We start from the raw sequence: 19,597 nt of genomic DNA on the forward strand, positions 1-19,597 counted from the left end.
GCAATTTCGACTAAAATCGCCGATAAATAGAATATAACGTCTAATTATATCGAGTTTTATGCCAAAAATTTTTGAGGAATGTTGTGTTGCAACAAAGCTATTGCCATCCTGCTTACGGCATGTGTAGGCTTTATCCGCTTGGGGATTGCCGAATAAACGCTGCGTCGTGAAGTGCGGGCGCGGCGGTATTGCGCGGCTTTTGTTTGTGTGCGGATAAGAGGGGGCTATGCAAAAAGAAGAGGTATCTGCAGTCCTGTTGCAGGATATTCAATCAAATATGGCGCTATTTCAGATTGGCGGACTTCTTTTGTCCCTTTTGTTGGCAGTAATCGGTGTTGTATTGGCGATCCGCGCCTATGCCGTTCTTAGCGAAGCGCGCGAGCTTTATTGGGCGGCGGATAATGGCGCAGAAAAAATGCGGGAACCGGCAATGGCCGTCCCGCATCAAAAACCCCGTAAAATAAGGTCAAACCGCCTTCGCGGCTTAATGTAATCTTATTCGGCGGCGGCCGGTGCGCCTTTCGGATCAGGGCGATTGACCATCAATTTTTTGATTTCAGCAATCGCTTTTGCCGGGTTCAGGTGTTTCGGGCAGACCTGCGCGCAATTCATGATCGTGTGGCAACGATAAAGCTTGAATTCATCCTCAAGCTTGTCGAGGCGTTCATTCGTCAATTGGTCACGGCTATCCGCGAGCCAGCGATAAGACTGAAGAAGTGCCGCCGGGCCAAGATACTCTTCTTTGGAATCCTCTTTCTCGCCATTCCACCAATAAGATGGGCATGACGTCGAGCAACATGCGCAGAGAATGCACTCATAAAGACCGTCAAGCTTCGCGCGGTCTTCCTGTGTCTGATTCCATTCGGTCTCAGGCTCTTCAGTTTTTGCCTGGAGGAATGGCTCGATATAAGCGTGCTGCTTGTAGAAATTGGTGAGGTCGGTGACCAGATCCCGGACAACGGGCTGGTGCGGCAATGGGTAGACGTGAATATCGCCGTCACCAAGCTCATCCATCGCCTTGGTGCAGGCGAGGGTGTTCGAGCCATTGATGTTCATTGAGCAAGAACCGCAAACGCCCTCGCGGCAAGAACGCCGGAAAGACAGGGTCGGGTCCATCTCATTTTTGATCTTGATCAGGCCATCGAGCACCATCGAAACGTCCGAAACGTCGACTTCATAGCTGTCGACGCTCGGATTTTCTGGGGTAGACGGGTCATAGCGGTAAACGCGAAAGGTGCGGGTGTTCGTTGCACCGTTCTTGGCAGGGTAAGATTTGCCATTTTTGTTGATCTTGGAATTTTTCGGCAGTGTCAGTTCAACCATTTACCGGAGACCTTGTCTAAATGCTTTGCTCGCCCATGCGTGCGTATCTATGCCTTATCGCGTCCGCCATACCAATCAAGTCGTCGCGTTACGAACATGGTCAATGCGATCGCACCAAAGGCCGTAACAGAGCCGATCAGCAGGGCGTAATCCTCTGATTTCATGAGTAGATATATCAGACCATAGGCCGCTGAAAAGGCAGCAAATGCGATTATGCCGCGCATTTTGCTGTGAAACACCGTCGCAGCATAGGCCCCGGAAAGGCTAACCGTGGCCACTGCCGTCACGGCGAACGCTGCGTCAAAGCCGATATGTTCGGAAAATGCGAGAACCATCAGGTAAAAGATCACCTGCGTAAGCCCCAGCAGAATATATTGCGCCGGGTGGGCTCTGGCGTCGGTGGTGGCTTCGAACAAAAAGAACGTCAGAAAAACAACACCGAGAAACATCAATGAATATTTGAGGGCGCGATTGACGCTTTTATAGGGGCTCGCAGCGGATACGAAGCTGACACCGAAAGATTTCCCTTGATCGAGAAATGCGAGATTACCCTCGACCGGGAAGCTGCGCGGCAGATTTCGGGCGAGGTAAGGGATGCGCCATTGCGCGGTAAACCCTTGGTCAGTGATCTCGCGACTGTCCGGGAGATATGCACCTTGAAAGCTCGGGTCGGGCCAATCCGACTGCATAGAGACCCTTGTATCCTCGCCCGCGGGTGCAAATTGGAGTGCCCCGCCGCCAGACATGGGCAACGCCAGCTCAAACTCGATGGTTGCTGAAGGGTCGGTGATCGGCAGCATCATGCTTATCCCGGGCAGGGAGATATTGTCGCCGCGACGCCCTGACTCGAGAACCGTTAAGCTGATACCTGGTTCAAAGGTTGCTTTGTGTTCGCGACCATTAATTTTGACGGAGAGATTGTCGCGAATGCCCTTGAGGGCCGTGTCATCCCGAAATTTGATCGCAAGAACCGCCTGCTGCCAATCAAATTTCGCTTCGCCGTCGGCAATGGCCGGGGGCACAAGGGTACTAAACTGGCCTTTCATTTCTATATCGGCGTCATAGATCGTCGCGTCATAAATTGATCGGCGTCGTTGCGTCGCCGAGATCTTGCTATCGATATCTAGGCTTTGCGGGGTGAAGGCAAAATATTGCGTGCGCTTTACCGGTACTTCAAACTTTTCGAGTTTGTCGGTTTCGATCACCGCCGGAACAATAATCAGGGGGCCGCTAATCGTTTGCTCTCCGCCAGCCAGCTGGTAGATCTCTTGCTTAACGCTTTCTGCGCGGGTCGAGCGTTCGAACACCAACCCATAAACCAGCATGGCCGGTATCCACAAAAGGAAGGCAAGCGCGCCCACCAAAATCAGCTTTAGGCCTAAAGACCTGTTTTTGAATGTCTCGTTGATATTCATAATGCTGCCTTTTCGATCTCCCCTACAGCCATAATTGCCCTACGCGGCGTGATTGTTCCGCATAAGGCGTAATCAAGGAAATTCAAAGGCAGTTAGATGCCCTTTTTTACCGGGGCGAGGTCATCATATTGCGGCTCACGGTTTTCTGACTTGGAGATATAACTCTCTTTTATATCTTCGGTCCGGAACATGGCCGCGTTCCAAAGCGCGATATAATCAAGTGTATCTTCGGTAGTGTGGTCGCGAGAGTAGTTAATCAGTTTTTTACAGCCCGCAATTGCCAGTGGTGCATGACCGGCAATGCGTTTTGCGATCTTCATCACATTTTCAAGCAGCTCTTCCGGGGTTTCGTAAACTTCGTTTACCAATCCGATCTCTTTGGCTTTCGTCGCGGGCAGGCGTTCAGCGGTATAGGACATTTGCCGCGCCCAGCCTTCTGGTATGATCTTGGTCAGACGCGGGAAGGTGCCGACATCCGCGGTCATGCCGATGGCTGTTTCCTGAACGCAAAAGAACGCATCTTTGCTTGCGTAGCGGCAATCGCAGGCGCTGATAAGGTCAACGCCCGCACCAACTGCGCCGCCTTGTACTGCTGCCAAAACAGGTTGGCGCGCATTTTCAAGCGCCGAAAAAGTATCCTGCAGGGATTTCACATTATAGCGGAACGCTTCGGCAGCGACTTCGCGATTTGCAGGAGGCGCATCAAGCGCGCCGCTCATAAAGACGGAAATATCCATCCCGGCGGTGAAGTGTTTTCCCTCCGCTGACAGAACAATCACACGCGCTTCGGCATTATCGGACACATTATTGACTGCTTCCGGCAATTCTCGCCAGAATTCTGGAATGAATGAGTTGAACTTATCCGGGCGGGAGAATCGGATATGCGCAATACCATCTTCAATTGTGAGATTAAAACAAGAATGGCCCATAGTCCGCGCTCCTTCGATATGGATTCTGACTTTGTGGTTTTCCGTGATATAAAGGTTAAAGCCAATAGGCGATCGCAGTTGCAAGGGCTGAGGTCGCTGGCAGTGATGGAATAAGGTTTGGCATCAATTATGCTTGGAATGGCGGGAAACTGTTGGTTTTCGGGCGATTTTGCCTAATCGGTGCCGGATTGAACCGGTAGAATTTTGTAAAGCGGTACATGGCGCAGGATAAAGCGGCAGATGTCATCAACTTTTCGGCTCCGCGTGAAGCGGCGGCGAATGACGGCGAAACTGTAGGTGTATTTCTCGCTGCCAGTCGAATTGCGGCGGGCATTTCCATTGAAGAATTAAGCGATGCCATCAAGGTAAAAGCCACGCATCTGCAATCCATCGAAGCGATGCGGCCCGATCTGCTGCCGCCATTGCCTTATGTGATTGGTTTCGTGAAAGCGTACGCCCGTCATCTCGGTCTTGATGCTGACGAAATCGCAGACCGTTATCGTGTCGAGGCGGGGGGGGCAACGCCGGTTCCGTTAAATGCGTCGCCATCAGGGAAGTCCGCAATCGTCGCGGAGGATGGCGCGCAATGGGTTTCTATTTTTGCCGTTTTGGCGATTACGCTTTTTGTTGCGTGGGTCATTTTCCAGATATTGCTCGGCGGTGGTCGCGAAGAGGCAACGCCGGTTGTACCTGAAAAGCGCGTAACGCTCGGTGCGCCAATCGATGCACCGACAACAGCACGTCCGGTGAAAACAGCGGAACAATCGACAGAAGCGCAAACGCAGACACCTCAAGCGGTGCCTGTAGAGACCGCGGCAGTTGAACCGGATCCCGTCGAGGCTGACACGGCCGCGCCAACCCAAGACGAAGCAGGACCAACAGACATCGAAACACCGGCGCAAAGCGAAGCGGTCGTTGCTGCCGTCGAACCGGTTACGACCCCAGAAGAAACAAGGGCGGAAGCGCCAACGGAACAGATTGTTTCGCGCGAGCGGGCACCTTTACCGCGCAGCGAGCCGAGCAGCATCATTACGCCGGAACCGACAGCACCGGTTGCACAATCCGTTGCGCAGCGAACCCAGATTACGCCGCCAACCGGTGAACGTGTAAGACGGGCATTGCCTCGGCGTCCGACGCCTGCGGCCCCGAAACCAGTTATAACGCCCGCTGAGCTTTTGCGCTCTTCCGCGCCGCGTTACCCAGACCGTTGTGCGGGGCGGGCCGTGGCGCTTGAAACGGTGACGGTCAATTTTGACGTAAACACCGAAGGCCGTGTGTCGAATGCGAAAATCGCATCGTCGACAAATGAATGCTTCAATAACGAGGCCTTGCGCACACTGACGCGCTGGCGGTTTGAGCCGAAAACCGTTGATGGCAAAACGGCGATCGATACCGGCAAAACGGCCACGTTGAATTTCCGGCGTTAATGCCCGAAAACCTCGCGGAACAGGCGCATCCAATTGCCGCCCAACAGGTTCTCTAACTGGCGCGTTTTCCATCCCCGTCTGTCGAGCACGTTGATGACATTGCGGAAACGGTCCGGCGTATCGAGCTTCGGGATATAGGGCGGCCACTGAACGTCATAGCTTGGCTTGAAGAATTTTAGACGCGGCTCGTACCATTCTTCTTTGGTGGCCCAGCTTTTCAATCCGCGCACCGGAAAGTCGGTTGATAGAGCGATGTGATCAAAACCGGCAACATTGACCGCATGTTCGATATGATCCGCATAGGTCTCTATGGTCGTGTCTGTGCCGGGATTTTTTCCGATGAAATAGCCAAGCGCGGCAATCCCTGCGACGCCGCCTTTGTCTGCGAGGGCCTTGAATTGTGCATCGGTTTTGGCGCGTGGATGGTTCGGGCGCAGGGCTTCGGCCATCGTATGGGTATAGGCAATGGGTTTTTCTGAAAATGCGACGGCGTCAAGCGTGGTTTGGTGGCCGCTATGGGAAACATCAACCAAAACGCCAATTTCGTTCATGCGTTTTACGACCTCGATCCCGAAATCAGAAAGGCCCGCATTGGTTCGTTCGGTCGATCCATCACCTAACCGATTGCGTGTGTTATAGGTCAATTGGAAACACCGCATGCCGATGGCGTGAAGGACATCGACATTATCGACTTCCCCTTCGAGCATGGTTGCGTTCTGGAAATTCATCATCACGGCGAGTTTGTTTTCGCGCTTGGCGCGCTCAAAGTCGCTGGCGGAAAGCGCCATCATATATCGATCCGGCATGTCTTTAATGCGTTTTCTCCAATCCATGATTTCATCGATCGCGGTCTGAAGATCGTTGCGATCAAGCGAGGTAATCATGCCGGTATAGCCGGAATCCCGAACCGCCTGATGTTCAACATCATCCCATTCATGGCCGAATGACAGGGCGTCAATTACGATGGCTTTGTCGTAAAGGCGATCCAGCGCCTGTTTCGATTGCGCAGCACTAGCCGATGAAATGGATGCGGCGGCACCAGCCGCAAGGCGGAATGTTTCGCGTCGCGTGAGATACATAAAAAAAGCCTTCCCGAATTTTCGGGAAGGCTAAACCGTTTTTATCGGATCGTAAAAGGGGGCTTAGTAAACCCGTTTTTTCGGTTCGATATAATCCATCTCGTCAGTGAGCGTGTAATTGTGAACCGGACGATAATCGATGGTGGCCTTACCATCAGCAAACCATGCGGCGGTGTGCTTCATCCAGTTTGCGTCGTCACGATCAGGGTAGTCTTCGCGGGCATGGGCACCGCGCGATTCCGTGCGGTTGGCCGCGCCTTCCATGGTGACGATGGCCTGGCCGATCATATTGTCGAGCTCAAGCGTTTCCACGAGGTCGGTGTTCCACACGAGCGAGCGATCTGTGACGCCGATATTCGGCATAGAGTCATAGACTTCCTTGATCTTGGTGCGGCCTTCTTCAAGCACTTCACCGGTCCGGAACACCGCGCAGTTGTTCTGCATGACGCTTTGCATATTGGCGCGGATCGTCGATGTCGGTGTATCGCCTTTGGCATTACGGAAATGATCAAGCCGCGCAAGCGCCTCGTCGGTTCCGCGCTGTGGCAGGTCGCGATGGGCACCCTGCGCCTTGACGACTTCACCGCAACGAATACCGGCTGCACGACCAAAGACCACAAGGTCGATCAATGAGTTTGAGCCGAGGCGGTTAGCACCGTGAACAGAGACACATGCGGCTTCACCAATTGCCATCAGGCCGGGCACAACCGCGTCCGCATCATCGCCGCGTTTGGTGACGACTTCGCCGTGATAATTGGTCGGAATACCGCCCATATTATAGTGCACTGTCGGGATAACCGGGATCGGTTCTTTGGTGACGTCAACGCCCGCAAAGATTTTCGCCGATTCCGAAATACCCGGAAGACGCTGCGCAAGAACGGCCGGGTCAAGGTGATTGAGGTTCAGATGAATGTGATCCTTGTTCGGACCGACGCCGCGCCCTTCGCGGATTTCGATGGTCATTGAACGAGAAACAACATCGCGCGAAGCTAGATCTTTTGCCGACGGTGCATAACGCTCCATGAAGCGTTCGCCCTCAGAGTTCGTCAGGTAACCACCTTCGCCACGTGAGCCTTCGGTGATCAAAACACCTGCGCCATAAATGCCGGTCGGGTGGAACTGAACGAATTCCATATCCTGAAGCGGCAGACCTGCGCGCAGGACCATGCCGTTACCATCGCCCGTGCAAGTATGGGCAGAGGTGCAAGAGAAATAAGTCCGGCCATAACCACCAGTGGCGAGGATTACCATTTTCGCCTTGTAACGGTGGATGCGTCCGGTATCGAGTTCCCAAGAGAGCAGACCGGCGCATTCGCCTTCGTCTGTCATGATCAAATCAAGGGCAAAATGCTCGATGAAAAATTTGGCGTTGTTTTTGACGGCCTGGCCATAAAGCGTATGCAAGATAGCGTGACCGGTCCGGTCAGCGGCTGCGCATGTCCGTTGTACCTGACCTTCGCCAAAATTGCGGGTCATGCCGCCAAAAGCGCGCTGATAGATTTTGCCTTCTTCCGTACGAGAGAAAGGCACGCCCCAATGTTCCAGTTCGTAAACCGCCGCCGGGGCGTGTTTGCAAAGATATTCAATAGCGTCCTGATCGCCGAGCCAGTCTGACCCCTTTACGGTGTCATACATGTGCCAGCGCCAGTCATCTTCGCCCATATTGCCAAGCGACGCGGAGATCCCGCCCTGCGCCGCAACGGTGTGCGAGCGGGTTGGGAATACCTTGGTGACACATGCGGTTTTTAGGCCAGCCTGCGCTGCGCCGAGTGTTGCCCTTAGGCCGGCACCGCCAGCGCCCACAACGACAACATCATATTCGTGATCGATAATCTCGTAATTGGAAGTCATTCGTCAGCCTGCAAATGAAATGTTGAAAACGGCGAAAAGGGTGCTGGCGATAATGCCGACAGCAACAAGCCAGTTCAAAAGAAGTAAAACGCCGCCAAGTTTGGAATGGATGTAATCGACAATGATCTCCGCAAGGCCGATCCGCATATGCAGCGCGCCGATAATGATAAAGACCGAAAGAAGAATGCCGTTCACTGGATTGGCGAGCCATGCCCGCGCAACTTCGTAATCAGCACCAAGATGCGACACAACGCTGATCAGGAACCAGATACCGAGTGGGATCAAAAGCGCAGCGGTCGCGCGCTGAACGATAAATGTTGAAGTGCCTTTATGTGCCATCTTACGCAGCTCCTCCCGCAGAATATCCAACAAAAAGGATGATCGCTGCGAGGACGATCGAGCCGATATAAATTGCCCATGCAGTTTTGGTTGCCGTCGCTGGCGCGAGGCCGCGTCCGGTATCCCAATAAAGGTGGCGAAGACCGTTCATCATATGGAATGACAAGGCCCAGACATAACCGGCAACAATGATGAAACCGATCGGAGAGCCGACAAAGCCAGCGACAGCGGCGAATAGAGCCGGATCGAAGGCGAGGGCATAGGCCCAGACCGTAAGTAACAATGACCCGCCATAAAGAACCATGCCGGTTCCGCGGTGGGTGATGGACGCTGCCATCGTGACAGTAAATTTCCAAATTTGGAGATGTGGCGATATGGGTCGCGGTGATTGCGGCCGTTCGGGTAATGCGCTGTTGACCATGAAAGCCCCGTAAATTCAGGCGGAAAAAGGTTTGGCGAACATAGGCCGCCCCTTCTTGGTGTCAACGCGGTAAGTTGTATCTCTTTGTGATAAAATCATGCAGATCCGGTGGCTTGCTGCTATTTTCTTGGGCAACACCCCGAGAATCCTGCGTGACCATTGCCATGGGCTGGCCTTTTCGGTCATGCTGTCACTGGTTAAGGGGTGCCGCGACGGCTGAGTATGGGGACGGGAATGAACAAGCGATTTTCAATGGCGATGGGTGCGGCTTTGGTATTGGCCTGCGCGCCGGGGGCATCTGCGCAATCCTTAGGGTCTGTCACGGCAGACCAGTTAGAGACGGTGTTAAGCGCGGCGGATCTCAGCCCGAATATGATGGCGGACAGTCAAACCGGGGCACCGGTTGCTGCTGGGCGTGCCGGTGATTTTGGCTTTTATGTCCGCGCGCTTGGTTGTTCGGGTGCGCCGACGGCCTGCGAGACCTTGGTGTTTTTCGCCAATTTCGAGCTGGGCCGGGATGTCACCGAAAGCGATTACCGCATCGTCAATAGCTTCAATGACAGTCAGGTCTTTGGCCGGGCTTATGTTCTGGAAGGAACCAATGAAGTCGGCGTTGATTATGTGATCGAGTTGGGCGGCGGTGTTTCCGAAGCCCATCTCTCACAAAATATCAGCCGGTGGGCCGATGTGATCTCGGCATTTGTAGCGAAATTCCAGAGCGGTTCTGCCGGCGCTTAGGCTGCGCTTCCGATCAATTTTTTCAACGTATCCGGCAGCTCTTTTTCGTGCTGGCGCATCCGTTCGATCAACCGGCGCTCATTGGCGTCGAACCCGCCATCTTTGCCGATGCGCGATGCCAGCCATTCAGCTTCGGCCTTGGTGATTTGCTCCGCATCGGTGGCGGCCGCATCCCGTTGGTCGTTATGGGCACCGGCCACGGTTTCGCTGGCATAGGCGTTTTTCACGGCGCTGAACCCGCCCGAGAGCATGCGTTTGAAAAAGCCGCCCACATTGGTCGAATGATCGCGCGCCCATGCATTGCGGCGGAAGGCTTCTTCTCGGCTGGGCGCGGTATATCCTAGATGCGCCATCAGATGATTGATGATGCCTTGTACGAAAAGTTCGGTCCAGGCGGGGCTGTTGCGCGCATTTTCCGTGGCGTCATTGATGTCGAAAAGCAGTTCTGCTTCGGCTCTGGTAACGGCGACATTGCCATCACCGCCGGCCGCAAACAGATAGCGGCGCAGGATGATTGCGTCGTGCTTCTCGACAATTGGCCCGCCTTCTTTTTTGAGAATGCTTTGCTTGATCTGATCGCCGACAAAGGCCGCAAAGTCTGACGGCGTTGCTTCGGCGGTTTCCATCAATTTGACCATGAGTGCGATCTCAAGGCCATTAGCGTGGCCGTTTCTGAGGACGCGACTTTTCAGCGATTCAAATTCCTGTTCGGTCAAATAGCCCTGCGGTTCTTCTTCGCGCAGGTAAAAGTCCGCTGCGACTTCGGCAAAGAATTGAAACCATTCCGGCTCGCCATCGGGTGCTTTGTCGCCAAGCGCGAATAACGCATCGAGCTCTTTTGTTGAAACGACACCATCCGCAAAGACTGTGCGGCGTAAAAACAAAACCTCATCCGCCGATACAAAGCCGTCGGCTCCGATTGCGGTTAGGCGGGTTTCCAGTGACTGGTCAGACATTGAGCGCGCTCCAGAATGTAAATCTGGGCGCAGTGTGCCGGAACAGAGTTAAGATCGAGCAAAAGAATTCAGTGATATTCGTGCAAGATGCTGCGAGGGATTAAGTGCGCATTAACCAAAGCATCAATGCGGCAGCATGCGTGCGAAGAGTAATACCGACGCGGCCACAAACACGGCCAACAGCATGGTCTGAAGAACAAGCGCGGCGACCGGTTTTGGTCCAACCTCAAAAAGATCCTTGAGCGAAGTTTTGACACCCAACGCGGACACGGCGACCACAAGCGAGAAGCGCGACATCTCGGAAATGCCGCTGCGCCATGCATCCGGCACCAAGCCAAAACTATTTGCGGCCATCAACGCGGCAAAGCCCAAAAGAAACATCGGAAATGCCCGGCCTGAGGCTTGTGCGCCGTTATTTTGCGGATCTGACGATTTGCTTTGGCGCGCAAAAATCATCGCGATGACAAATACGACTGGCGCAAGCAGCGTAACCCGCATCAGCTTGACCACAGCGGCGACCGATCCTGCCTCATCAGAGACAATATACCCGGCCCCTATAACCTGCGCGACGTCATGAATGGTTGCCCCAAGAAACACACCGGCCTGCATGTCCGTAAGGCCCATGGCATGCGTGATCATCGGGTAAAGAACCATCGCGATCGTCGAGAGGCTGGTCACGCCAACCACCGTCAAAATCAGATTACGTTCGCTTTCTTTGTTCTGCGGTAAGACCGATGCAATCGCCATGGCGGCGGATGCGCCGCATATGGCTACGGCACCAGCAGACAAAGTGGAATGAGAAGAGGAAAGGCCGGCAGACCGTCCGATCATCCATCCTAAGGTGAGCGTTAACGTCACCGCAGAAACGACGAGCATTGCGGTCGCCCATCCGAGCCCCGCAATTTCGGTAAAGGTCACCGAAGCGCCAAGAAGAATTACGCCAAGTTGCAAAATACGTTTCGAGGCAAATTGAATGCCTGGCGCGCATTTTTCGTCCGCCGCGAGGAAATTAAACGCAATCCCGAATAGGATCGCATACAGCATAACCGGCCCGCCATAGCGCGATGAAATGAAAAGCGATGCCATCGCAACGGTTCCGCTTAATAGGATACCGGGGGCGACGCTTTTTGCTCTTTCTTGAAGACTCGCTGAAGGCTGTAGGTCGGTCGTGCTCACGCAGTTTTTGCTTTCTGGGGCTTGGTTCGCGCCTTATTCGGCGGCGTGGCTTTTTTCGGTATTAAGCGGCGGCATCGATGTGCGCCGATCACGGTGTGTTACCATGCGGTGGTGCAATTCCTGAACGCAGGTCCGGCCCGTGCGCTCGAACAGGAAGGGAAAAAACCCGTGCAGCAAACACGCGATCCCTGCAACCACCATTTTTGAGCCAAAACCAAAAGCAGAGCCCATATGCTCGAAATAGGTCTCGCCAACACTAGCTGGATGCTCGGTAAAAGACTTCTTGATCATGGTCCCTCGGATCTCCCGTTTGAATTGATCCAAGGATATGTCAGCTTGGTTGAAAATTTATACTATAGTTTGGATAAGAAAAACTAATGATTGCGAGTTTTTTCTAATAAGTGTATAAATTTTAGAATGGATCATACGGATAAATCAATTATCGCGATACTGCAACGCGATTCATCGACCCCTGTTAGTGAAATCGCCGATTCGGTCGGGCTTTCCGCGACTCCCTGTTGGCGGCGCATAAAAAAGCTTGAAGATGAAGGAGTTATCACCAAACGGGTGGCGCTTGTGGATCGGCAACGGCTGAACCTCCGGCTGACGGCCTTCATCTCGGTAAAGACTGCCCATCATAGCGAGGCGTGGCTTGGTAAATTCGCGGAATCGGTGCGGCGGATCCCGGAAATCGTCGAGCTACACCGCATGAGCGGTGATACAGATTACCTGATGAAGGTGGTCTGTCCGGATATGGCACGCTTCGACAAGGTCTATAAAAAGCTGATTTCCGTCGCCGAGTTTTCGGACGTTAAATCCAGCTTTTCGATGGAAGACATTAAATCCACCACCGAGTTGCCGCTGGACTATGTATAAAAACGGCCGCCACGAGGGCGACCGTTTTACGTTCTGCTCGGGTGGGAGCCTTATTTCTTTTTGTAGGCGACGCCTTCTTTCATGACAAAATCGATATCTTCGAGTTCTTTTATATCGCTCAAAGGATCGCCTTTCACCGCAACAAGATCGCCGAATTTGCCCGGCTCCAAGGTACCAAGAAGATCGGATTTGTTGAGGTTCGCCGCGCCGTTGACGGTCGCTGCGTGAATGGCTTCCATCGGTGTCATTCCGGCTTCCACCATGAGGCCAAATTCGCGGGCATTATCGCCATGTTTCGAAACGCCGCTATCGGTTCCGAACGCGATCTTCACGCCGCCATTGTGGGCCCGGCGTGCCATGTCGATCATGGCTGGGCCAGCCTTTGCGGCTTTTACGCGCTGCGGCGGCAATAGGTGTGAGTTTGGATCATTTGCCCATTCCGCAACAGTGACACCGGCGAGAATTGTCGGCACCAAAAATGCGCCGTTCTTTTTGAACAGGCGAATAGAGTCCTTATTGAGATATGTTCCGTGTTCGATCGAATCGACGCCCGCTTCCAGCGCGGCATTGATACCATTCACCCCATGGGCGTGGGCTGTGACCCGGCGGCCCATCGCATGGGCGCTGTCCATGATGGCTTCTAATTCGTCATCAAAGAATTGCTGCTCAAGTCCGGCGGCTGTGTTTGACAGAACGCCGCCCGTTGCTGTGAGCTTGATGTGGTCGGCCCCGCGCCGAACTTGATCACGCACCGCTTTACGGCATTCGACCGCCCCATCGCAGACACCTTTGGAATGAAGGATGTGGCCGATTTCATCCGTGTACCCTTGCGTTCCGTCGCCGTGACCACCGGTAACCGAGATCGTTGCGCCCGAGGCATAAATCCGTGAGCCAACAACGTCGCCGCGCTCTATGCCGTCACGCAGGGCAAAGATCGCATCGCTTGACCCTGCGCCAACATCGCGAACGGTGGTGAAGCCGGCCATCAACGTGGTGTGGGCATAGCCAGCACCTTTGATCGCTAAATCGGCACCGGACATCTGTACCCGGTCGAGGCGGCCATTTGGGTTGTTTTCGTGCGTAATGTGAACATGCCCGTCAATCAGGCCAGGCATTACGAAATAATCTCTGAGGTCGTGAATGGTGACTTGGTCGTCATCACCCGCGCCAACCGCGCTTTCGTCGATAAAGCCATCGGCAACCCGCTCGACCATTCCGTCTTTTATGACGACGGTTTGGTTCTCGGTCACGGCTTCGCCGGGTTTGGCCAGTAATCGGCCGGCATGCACCAGGGCATAATCTGCTGCTTGAGCGCTGGTAAACATCGCGCAAAAGCCAATCGTTGCGATCAGACGATTCATTTCGTCTCCTCTTTCTGTATCACCATTATAATTTTGGTTTTGGTTAGCCGGTCGTCGGCCCACGTACGGGGCCGATATACAGCTTTTCATCTTCAAAATCGAACATGATGCTGCGATCCGTGAAAAGATCTGCGCCTAGCAAACAGAAGGGCCTCGAACTTTTACCGAGTTCTTTAAATATGGGCGCGTCGTAAACGAGAAAGATTTTATTCCGCCAGATCGCATTCCCCAAACGGAGGCGCGTGATTTTAATTGGGCGAACCCGCGCGGTGTTTTCAAAAATATCATTGATACGCGATCCGGTCGACATGGTGCTGCGGTTCATATTGACACGAATGCCCGCCATCATTGCGCGCAATGCAGCCGTATTAAAAATTGTCCCCGATGCACCAAGATCGACAATACACGGAATGTACGATCCGCGCACTTGTACCTTCACCGTATGGAGGGGCATAGCTTTATCGGAGATGCTGATCGGTTTTAAATTGGTCCGTGACCACCCTTTCGACGACGGGCGCGCATCACCACCAGATTCATACAAACGGATCAGCCGGTAATTCGCGTCGATATGCACCTTATAGCGGGACAGAAAATCGAGCCCCAAGACCCCCTGAGGCGGCGTATTCGGCGGCAGCCAATCCGGCAGCAGAACGCCGACATGGTTTTCCAGTCGTGCGCCGCCAAAATCGATCGTTCCCAAATTATAGGCGGGCAATGCCTTCGCCCCGGTCAGCCCCAAAATGCGGATGTCCTCCCGGTCTGCGGGGGTAAAGGCTTGATATCGGGCAAGGTTCTCAAAAGCGGAGGTAATTGTCGCGCCGGAATCGACAATAAAGTGATATGGCCCCAGCCCATTCACGGTCGCATCAACAGTGATCCAGCCCTGATAGCGCAAGCGATAAGGGATTTCGGCCAGTGTTTCGTTCTCAGCAATTGATTGGGCAACCGCAAGGGGACCGGTCGCGATGCTCGCGATGGCTAAAAGTACCAAACTTATTACACGTTTCATCTGCGCCCCATCTCCCCTTCGATGGTCAGCGCCGGCATTTGCCGGGCTGCCTGCGCGCCCTTACGCCCTAGATTATGTCAGGTGTTATTCGCTTGTCACTCATTCTAGGCTATTCTGGAGACAGCCTGAGCCTCACGCTCGGTAAAGTGATCATGGAGGCCGTAATATGATCCATATCGTCCGCCGCTTGGCACCTGCGGTTCAGCGCGTTTTGATGATAATCGCGATTTTTGCGCTAATTGCGGGGATTTTTCTGGCAATCCGCTAGAATACCCCCTTGCTATCAGCGCTTCGCAGGGTATAACCCCCGCTTTCTCAAACGGTCGCCGGGCCCCGATTTCGGGAATGGCATGCCTTGGCGGCCTTGTTGCACGTCCGAAAGGACCCTTTAAGGAATTGCGAAATGCCCAAGATGAAGACGAAATCTGGCGCGAAAAAGCGCTTTAAAATGACAGCAAGCGGCAAAGTGAAAGCCGGTGTTGCAGGCAAGCGCCACGGCATGATCAAGCGTACGCCAAAGCAAATCCGCCAAAATCGCGGCATGGATGTGCTTTCGGATGCTGACGCGAAGATCGTCAAAAAATACATGCCCTATAACCGCTAAGGAGACGCTGTCATGTCACGAGTCAAAAGAGGCGTAACAGCCCACGCCCGCCACAAAAAAATCATCGGCAAAGCCAAAGGCTACTATGGCCGCCGTAAAAACACGTTCCGCGTTGCTAATCAGGCCGTCGAAAAAGCTGGCCAGTACGCCTATCGCGACCGTCGTGTCCGCAAGCGGAATTTCCGCTCGCTCTGGATCCAGCGCATCAATGCTGCCTGCCGTGAGCTCGGCTTTACCTATGGCCGATTTATCAACGGGCTCGATCGCGCTGGCATCGAGGTAGACCGTAAGGTTCTCGCGGATATTGCTGTGCACGAGCCCGAGGCATTCAAGGCCCTCGCGGAAAAGGCAAAAGCGGCGCTCGCTTAAAGCCTGATTTCAAATCATCCCGGAAAGTCCCCGCGATGATCGAAACAGCAAAAAAACCGCAATTGGGTCGTCAGCCACAGAAACTGCCGGGTGACGCCCACTAACAATATCGCTAAAGCGTCATTCGGAAACGAATGACGCTTTTTCTTTTGGAACATAGATTGGAGACAGGTCGACATGTCCGACTTGAAGGCCCTTGAAACCGACCTCTTGGCGAAAATTGATAGCGCCGAAAATGCTGCTGCGCTCGAAGATGTACGTGTTGGCGCGCTCGGCAAGAAAGGGGTTGTCTCTGAGCAGATGAAAACCCTTGGCAAAATGAGCCCGGAAGAGCGCAAGGAAATGGGCCCGGCGCTGAATGGTCTGAAAACCCGTATTGCCGATGCCATCGAGGTTAAGAAACAGGCGCTCGAAGAGGCGGCGCTCAACGCGCGTCTGGCCTCAGAGAAAGTCGACGTCACCTTGCCGATCCGGCCCGAAGTCAAAGGCAAGATCCATCCGGTTTCGCAAGTGACCGAAGAAATTGTCGCTATATTCTCCGCGATGGGTTTTGATGTCGCCGAAGGGCCAGACATCGAGGATGATTTTCATAATTTTACGGCGTTGAATTTTCCCGCTGATCACCCGGCGCGCGAAATGCACGATACGTTCTTTTTTGAGCCGCGTCAGGACGGAACGCGCCAGATGCTCCGTACCCATACATCCCCGGTGCAGATACGGACGATGCAATCGCAAAAGCCGCCCATCCGGATCATCATTCCCGGCCGGACCTATCGTTGTGATTCCGACCAGACGCACACGCCGATGTTCCATCAGGTCGAAGGGCTTGTGATCGATAAAAATGCGCATATGGGCCACCTCAAAGGAACGCTCGAAGCCTTTGTCAAAACCTTCTTTGAAATCGATGAGGTAAAAACTCGCTTCCGTCCGCATTTCTTCCCGTTTACTGAGCCATCGGCGGAAATGGATATCGGGTATGAGCGCGTCGGCAAGGAAATTCGATTTGGTCAGGGTGCGGACTGGATGGAAATCCTTGGCTGCGGGATGGTGCACCCGAACGTGCTTGTGAATTGCGGGTTAGATCCTGACGAGTATCAAGGTTTTGCCTGGGGGATGGGCGTTGATCGTCTGGCCATGTTGAAATATGGCATTCCGGATTTGCGCGATTTCTTTGCCGCTGATGCGCGGTGGTTAGAGCATTATGGGTTTGATCCTGTCGATCAACCGAATTTGGCGACAGGTTTAAGCAGGTAACAGAACAATGAAATTCACATTAAGCTGGCTGAAGCAACATCTTGAAACAGACGCAAGCCTTGACGCTATCGTTGACGCGATGGTCGCTGTCGGCCTTGAGGTTGAAAGCGTTGAAAACCCTGCGGAACGTTTGGCCGCCTTTACGATTGGCGAAGTGCTGCATGCGGAAAAACATCCCGATGCGGATAAACTAAAAGTTTGCCGGGTCGCCACAAAAGATGGTGAAAAGCAGATTGTGTGCGGCGCGCCCAATGCGCGCGCTGGTATCAAGGTTGCTTATGCGCCTGTTGGGGCCTATGTGCCCGGCATTGACGTTACTTTGTCCAAGGCGAAAATTCGCGGCGTTGAAAGCCACGGCATGATGTGTTCAGTCCGCGAGCTTGAGATGGGTGATGATCATGACGGCATTATCGAAGCGCCAGAGAGCGCGTCGGTGGGTGAGCCAGTTGCCGAAGTTTACGGTCTAAATGATCCGGTCATTGATTTCGAAGTTACGCCAAATCGGCCGGATACGAATGGCGTGAATGGCGTGGCGCGTGATCTCGCGGCTGCGGGCTTTGGCACATTAATCACCCCAACCCCAGAGCCGGTCTCGGGCGAATATCCCTGTCCGCAAAAGGTCGAGCTACATTTTGATGATGCCACCCGCGACGCCTGTTCGGCTTTCTCTGGCCGGTTGATCAAAGGCGTTAAAAACGGCCCGTCACCGAAATGGCTACAGGATCAATTGCGCGCGATCGGATTGCGGCCGATTAATGCATTGGTCGATATCACCAATTACATTTCTTATGACCGCGCGCGGCCACTTCATGTTTATGATGCCGACAAATTAAAAGGCGCAGTTGTTGCACGCATGGGTGAGAAAGGCGAAAAGTTTCTTGCTCTCGATGGCAAGGAATATGAAATTGACGACACCATGTGTGTCATTGCCGACGAAAATGGTGTTCTCGGCCTTGGCGGTATCATGGGCGGAGAAGAAACGGGGTGCACAGAGGAAACAGTCAATGTATTCGTCGAGTGCGCCTATTTCGATCCATTAAGAACCGCAAAAACGGGCCGCAAAACTGGAATCACTTCTGATGCGCGCTACCGTTTTGAGCGCGGTGTCGATCCGGCATTTGTTGTGCCTGGTCTTGAAATGGCGACGCAACTCATCCTTGATCTTTGCGGCGGTAGCCCCAGTGAGATCGAGCTTGCGGGTACTGTTCCAACCCCCGATAAAACCGTTCTCTTCCCCCCATCAGAGGTCAAGCGCCTCACCGGCATGGATGTGCCGCCAGAGGGGGCGGAAAAGATTTTGAGCGCGCTTGGATTTACGGTGTCGAAAAGTGATCCGTGGCAGGTGGATGTTCCCACATGGCGCCCCGATGTCGAGGGGAAGGCCGATATTGTCGAGGAAATTGCGCGTATTGTCGGCTTTGCGCACCTTCCCACCGAGACCCTTCCGCCGTTGAAATCTGTCGAAACGCCAAAACTCACTATCGGGCAGGATCGTCGCCGATTGGCGCGTCGTGCGCTTGCGATGCGCGGCATGTTTGAAGTGGTGACATGGTCGTTCATGGACGAGCGGCATGTTGGTCTGTTTGCGGATGAAAAGTCGATGCGCGAGAAAGGCCTGGTTCTTGCCAATCCGATCGCATCGGACCTTAGCGTGATGCGTCCGACCATTTTACCAAACCTGATTAGCGCTTTGGGGCGTAATGCGGATCGTGGGCGCGATGATCTCGCACTCTTCGAGGTCGCGCCGGTCTATAATGGTGATCAGCCCGATGATCAGGCGAGTGTTGCGACGGGCGCGCGTCATTCATCGCCCTCGCGCCACTGGCAGGGCACTAATCCGTCGGCAGATGTTTTCACGGTTAAGGCCGATGCAATTGCCGCTGCTGATGCGGCGGGTGCGCCGGTCGCCAGCCTTCAGACAACGGAGGATGCGCCAAGCTATTTCCATCCGGGTCGTTCTGGTGTGTTGCGTTTGGGGCCAAAGGTGATTGCGCATTTCGGTGAAATTCATCCGGGCGTTCTCAAGAAAATGGATGTCGATGGTCCGGTCTATGGCTTCGAAGTGTTTCTCGATGCCATTCCGTCACCAAAGAAAAAGCCAACCAAAACGCGGCCTGCGCTCAATGCATCTGAGCTGTTACCGCTCACGCGCGACTTTGCTTTCGTCGTGGATGAAGCCGTGACCGCCGAAACGCTGCTCAAAGCGGTGCGCGGCGCAGAGAAAAAGCTGATCACGGGCGTCTCTCTGTTCGACGTTTATCAGGGTAAAGGCGTCCCCGAAGGCAAGAAATCCCTCGCGGTCGAGGTCACGATCCAGCCCCGTGATAAAACCCTCACCGACGAGGAAATCGAAGCCATCTCCGCCAAAGTTGTGGCGCAGGTCGAGAAAGCCACCGGCGGATCGCTCAGGGGCTAAAATCAGACGGGCAAGGCGTCAAAATCGGCTTGCGGAACGCCCGCAGCCAAGCTA

The 19,597-nt window shown here is 53.9% G+C and carries 20 protein-coding genes; 8 read left to right on the forward strand and 12 right to left on the reverse strand.

Features of this window, described 5'->3' with window-relative positions; translation table 11 throughout:
• The first annotated feature begins 226 nt into the window (after nt 1–226).
• Nucleotides 227–493, forward strand: a complete 267-nt coding sequence (locus ABFZ83_RS13045; RefSeq protein ID WP_411816991.1) for a hypothetical protein — start codon at nt 227–229, stop codon at nt 491–493.
• Nucleotides 494–495: 2 nt separating this feature from the next.
• Here the strand turns inward: ABFZ83_RS13045 and ABFZ83_RS13050 are convergent, their stop codons facing one another.
• The 3 genes from ABFZ83_RS13050 to ABFZ83_RS13060 form a co-directional block, all read right to left on the reverse strand.
• Complete coding sequence (locus ABFZ83_RS13050; protein ID WP_411816992.1) at nt 496–1,323, reverse strand: succinate dehydrogenase iron-sulfur subunit; 828 nt, start codon at nt 1,321–1,323, stop codon at nt 496–498.
• Nucleotides 1,324–1,370: 47 nt separating this feature from the next.
• Nucleotides 1,371–2,738 (reverse strand): cell envelope integrity protein CreD, encoded by a 1,368-nt coding sequence (creD, locus tag ABFZ83_RS13055; RefSeq protein WP_411816993.1) that lies wholly within the window; start codon nt 2,736–2,738, stop codon nt 1,371–1,373.
• A gap of 92 nt (nt 2,739–2,830) precedes the next feature.
• Nucleotides 2,831–3,667 (reverse strand): enoyl-CoA hydratase-related protein, encoded by an 837-nt coding sequence (locus ABFZ83_RS13060; RefSeq protein WP_411816994.1) that lies wholly within the window; start codon nt 3,665–3,667, stop codon nt 2,831–2,833.
• Nucleotides 3,668–3,885: 218 nt separating this feature from the next.
• Between ABFZ83_RS13060 and ABFZ83_RS13065 the strand changes: the two genes are divergently transcribed.
• On the forward strand, nt 3,886–5,094 hold the full coding sequence (locus ABFZ83_RS13065) for a TonB family protein (RefSeq protein ID WP_411816995.1): 1,209 nt from the start codon (nt 3,886–3,888) through the stop codon (nt 5,092–5,094).
• On the opposite strand, the gene ABFZ83_RS13070 is transcribed toward ABFZ83_RS13065, so the two are convergent.
• The 4 genes from ABFZ83_RS13070 to sdhC form a co-directional block, all read right to left on the reverse strand.
• A complete protein-coding gene (locus ABFZ83_RS13070) occupies nt 5,091–6,173 on the reverse strand; it encodes a dipeptidase (protein WP_411816996.1) in 1,083 nt (360 codons plus the stop codon). The genes ABFZ83_RS13065 and ABFZ83_RS13070 overlap by 4 nt on opposite strands.
• A 63-nt stretch (nt 6,174–6,236) precedes the next feature.
• On the reverse strand, nt 6,237–8,024 hold the full coding sequence (gene sdhA, locus ABFZ83_RS13075) for a succinate dehydrogenase flavoprotein subunit (protein WP_411816997.1): 1,788 nt from the start codon (nt 8,022–8,024) through the stop codon (nt 6,237–6,239).
• A 3-nt stretch (nt 8,025–8,027) separates the two neighbouring features.
• Complete coding sequence (sdhD, locus tag ABFZ83_RS13080) at nt 8,028–8,363, reverse strand: succinate dehydrogenase, hydrophobic membrane anchor protein (protein WP_411816998.1); 336 nt, start codon at nt 8,361–8,363, stop codon at nt 8,028–8,030.
• A gap of 1 nt (nt 8,364) precedes the next feature.
• The gene (gene sdhC / locus ABFZ83_RS13085) at nt 8,365–8,784 is read right to left on the reverse strand and encodes a succinate dehydrogenase, cytochrome b556 subunit (RefSeq protein ID WP_411816999.1); all 420 of its coding nucleotides are present in this window, start codon (nt 8,782–8,784) and stop codon (nt 8,365–8,367) included.
• 234 nt (nt 8,785–9,018) lie between these two features.
• Between sdhC and ABFZ83_RS13090 the strand changes: the two genes are divergently transcribed.
• The gene (locus ABFZ83_RS13090; RefSeq protein ID WP_411817000.1) at nt 9,019–9,522 is read left to right on the forward strand and encodes a YbjN domain-containing protein; all 504 of its coding nucleotides are present in this window, start codon (nt 9,019–9,021) and stop codon (nt 9,520–9,522) included.
• On the opposite strand, the gene ABFZ83_RS13095 is transcribed toward ABFZ83_RS13090, so the two are convergent.
• The 3 genes from ABFZ83_RS13095 to ABFZ83_RS13105 all read right to left on the reverse strand — a co-directional run bounded on the left by ABFZ83_RS13095 (nt 9,519) and on the right by ABFZ83_RS13105 (nt 11,945).
• Nucleotides 9,519–10,478, reverse strand: coding sequence for a hypothetical protein (locus ABFZ83_RS13095; RefSeq protein ID WP_411817001.1), 960 nt, complete (start codon nt 10,476–10,478; stop codon nt 9,519–9,521). The two genes, ABFZ83_RS13090 and ABFZ83_RS13095, sit on opposite strands and share 4 nt — an antisense overlap.
• A gap of 123 nt (nt 10,479–10,601) precedes the next feature.
• Complete coding sequence (locus ABFZ83_RS13100; protein WP_411817002.1) at nt 10,602–11,654, reverse strand: YeiH family protein; 1,053 nt, start codon at nt 11,652–11,654, stop codon at nt 10,602–10,604.
• 33 nt (nt 11,655–11,687) lie between these two features.
• Nucleotides 11,688–11,945, reverse strand: a complete 258-nt coding sequence (locus ABFZ83_RS13105; protein WP_411817003.1) for a DUF6356 family protein — start codon at nt 11,943–11,945, stop codon at nt 11,688–11,690.
• Between the two features lie 126 nt (nt 11,946–12,071).
• Here ABFZ83_RS13105 and ABFZ83_RS13110 point away from each other — a divergent pair, with 126 nt between their 5' ends.
• Nucleotides 12,072–12,530: an Lrp/AsnC family transcriptional regulator gene (locus tag ABFZ83_RS13110; protein ID WP_411817004.1), complete on the forward strand. Its 459-nt coding sequence runs from the start codon at nt 12,072–12,074 to the stop codon at nt 12,528–12,530.
• Between the two features lie 50 nt (nt 12,531–12,580).
• On the opposite strand, the gene ABFZ83_RS13115 is transcribed toward ABFZ83_RS13110, so the two are convergent.
• Nucleotides 12,581–13,891 (reverse strand): amidohydrolase family protein, encoded by a 1,311-nt coding sequence (locus ABFZ83_RS13115; RefSeq protein ID WP_411817005.1) that lies wholly within the window; start codon nt 13,889–13,891, stop codon nt 12,581–12,583.
• Between the two features lie 43 nt (nt 13,892–13,934).
• On the reverse strand, nt 13,935–14,900 hold the full coding sequence (locus ABFZ83_RS13120) for an aspartyl protease family protein (RefSeq protein WP_411817006.1): 966 nt from the start codon (nt 14,898–14,900) through the stop codon (nt 13,935–13,937).
• Between the two features lie 403 nt (nt 14,901–15,303).
• Here ABFZ83_RS13120 and rpmI point away from each other — a divergent pair, with 403 nt between their 5' ends.
• From rpmI to pheT, 4 genes are all read left to right on the forward strand, one after another.
• Nucleotides 15,304–15,504, forward strand: a complete 201-nt coding sequence (gene rpmI, locus ABFZ83_RS13125; RefSeq protein WP_369312894.1) for a 50S ribosomal protein L35 — start codon at nt 15,304–15,306, stop codon at nt 15,502–15,504.
• A 12-nt stretch (nt 15,505–15,516) separates the two neighbouring features.
• Nucleotides 15,517–15,873, forward strand: coding sequence for a 50S ribosomal protein L20 (gene rplT / locus ABFZ83_RS13130; protein ID WP_411817007.1), 357 nt, complete (start codon nt 15,517–15,519; stop codon nt 15,871–15,873).
• A 177-nt stretch (nt 15,874–16,050) separates the two neighbouring features.
• Nucleotides 16,051–17,127 (forward strand): phenylalanine--tRNA ligase subunit alpha, encoded by a 1,077-nt coding sequence (gene pheS / locus ABFZ83_RS13135; protein ID WP_411817008.1) that lies wholly within the window; start codon nt 16,051–16,053, stop codon nt 17,125–17,127.
• 7 nt (nt 17,128–17,134) lie between these two features.
• On the forward strand, nt 17,135–19,543 hold the full coding sequence (pheT, locus tag ABFZ83_RS13140; protein ID WP_411817009.1) for a phenylalanine--tRNA ligase subunit beta: 2,409 nt from the start codon (nt 17,135–17,137) through the stop codon (nt 19,541–19,543).
• Nucleotides 19,544–19,597: the final 54 nt, after the last annotated feature.

Origin of the sequence: Hyphococcus formosus (assembly GCF_046736345.1) — a bacterium.
Lineage (GTDB): Bacteria > Pseudomonadota > Alphaproteobacteria > Caulobacterales > Parvularculaceae > Hyphococcus > Hyphococcus formosus.